The sequence below is a fragment of the Stenotrophomonas sp. NPDC077659 genome, from assembly GCF_050268705.1.
Taxonomy (GTDB): domain Bacteria; phylum Pseudomonadota; class Gammaproteobacteria; order Xanthomonadales; family Xanthomonadaceae; genus Stenotrophomonas.
In genome coordinates, this window is sequence record NZ_JBNNHG010000265.1 from 1 (window position 1) to 1,879 (window position 1,879).

General features: G+C 61.1%; 1 protein-coding gene. It reads right to left on the bottom strand.

The annotated features are described in order from the left end of the window. Nucleotides 1-112: 112 nt before the first annotated feature. A partial coding sequence (gene fusA / locus ACQKDV_RS19280) for an elongation factor G (RefSeq protein ID WP_427785836.1) occupies nucleotides 113-1,879 on the bottom strand: 1,767 nt, incomplete at its 5' end.

Sequence of the window (1,879 nt, forward strand, 5' to 3'; positions counted from 1 at the left end):
CGTGACCGATGGTGCCGACGTTGACGTGCGGCTTGGTGCGCTCGAACTTACCCTTTGCCATTGTTGTATCCCTTGATTGTCGTAAGTAGTTTCAGGAGAGGCTGAGCGAGGCTCAGCCCTTCTTCATGACGGCTTCGGCGATGTTGTTCGGCGCCGGCTCGTAATGGTCGAATTCCATGGTGAAGGTGGCGCGGCCCTGGGTCTGCGAACGCAGCGCAGTGGCGTAACCGAACATTTCACCCAGCGGGATCATCGCGTTGATGATCGAAGCGGAGCCGTCACCGGTGGTGTCCGAACCCTGCAGCACGCCGCGACGACGGCTCACGTCGCCCATCACGTCACCCTGGTAATCCTCCGGGGTCACGATCTCGACCTTCATGATCGGCTCCAGCAGCACCGGCTTGGCCTTTGCGAAGCCCTGCTTGAAGGCCATCGACGAAGCCAGCTTGAACGCCATTTCCGAGGAGTCGACGTCGTGGTACGAACCGAAGACCAGCTTGACCTTCACGTCCACCACCGGGAAGCCGGCCAGCGGGCCGCTGGTGATGGTTTCGCGCAAGCCCTTTTCAACCGACGGGATGAATTCCTTCGGAATGACACCACCGGTGATGTCATTGATGAACAGGAAGTCGTCCTTGATCAGCGGAGCGATCTTGGCGTCGGCACGGTCTTCAGCGGTGATCGGCGACAGCTCGATCACGACGTGACCGTACTGACCCTTACCACCGGACTGCTTGGCATGCTTGTAGTCCGACTTGACGTCGGCCAGGGTGATGGTTTCGCGGTACGCAACCTGCGGCGCGCCGACGTTGGCTTCAACGTTGAATTCGCGCTTCAGGCGGTCGACGATGATGTCCAGGTGCAGCTCGCCCATGCCCGAGATGATGGTCTGGCCGGATTCTTCGTCGGTCTTGACGCGGAACGACGGATCTTCCTGAGCCAGACGGCCCAGGGCCAGGCCCATCTTTTCCTGGTCCGACTTGGTCTTCGGTTCGACGGCCATCGAGATCACCGGCTCCGGGAACGTCATGCGCTCCAGGATGATCGGCTGGTCGATCGAGCACAGGGTGTCACCGGTGGTGGTGTCCTTCAGGCCCACGGCAGCGGCGATGTCACCGGCCAGAACTTCCTTGATTTCCTCGCGGTTGTTCGAGTGCATCTGCAGGATGCGGCCGATGCGCTCCTTCTTGCCCTTCACCGAGTTCAGGACGGTGTCGCCACCGTTCAGGGTGCCCGAGTAGACGCGGAAGAAGGTCAGTGCGCCGACGAACGGATCGGTGATGATCTTGAAGGCCAGCGACGAGAACGGAGCCTTGTCGTCGGACTTGCGGGTCATGGCGACGTTTTCGTCATCCACGTCGGTACCGGTCACGTCCGGCACGTCGACCGGCGACGGCAGCAGCTGGATCACGCCGTCGAGCATGGCCTGCACGCCCTTGTTCTTGAACGCCGAACCGCAGTACATCGGGACGATTTCGGTGGCCAGGGTACGGGTACGCAGCGCGTTGATGATTTCGGACTCGGCCAGCTCTTCGCCGCCCAGGTACTTTTCCATCAGCTCTTCGCTGGCTTCAGCCGCGGTTTCGATCATGTAGGTACGGGCTTCTTCAGCCTTTTCCTGCAGGTCAGCCGGGATGTCGCTGTACTCGAACTTCATGCCCTGCGAGGCTTCATCCCAGTGGATGGCCTTCATCTTCAGCAGGTCGACGACGCCCTTGAAGCCGTCTTCGGCACCGATCGGCAGCTGCATCGGCACGGCGACAGCGCCGAGCTTGGCCTTCAGCTGGTCACGGACCTTGTAGAAGTTGGCGCCGGTGCGGTCCAACGGCCCGTCTGCGTTTTCAGCTGCGCCTTTCACCAACAGGACTTTCTCCGATGC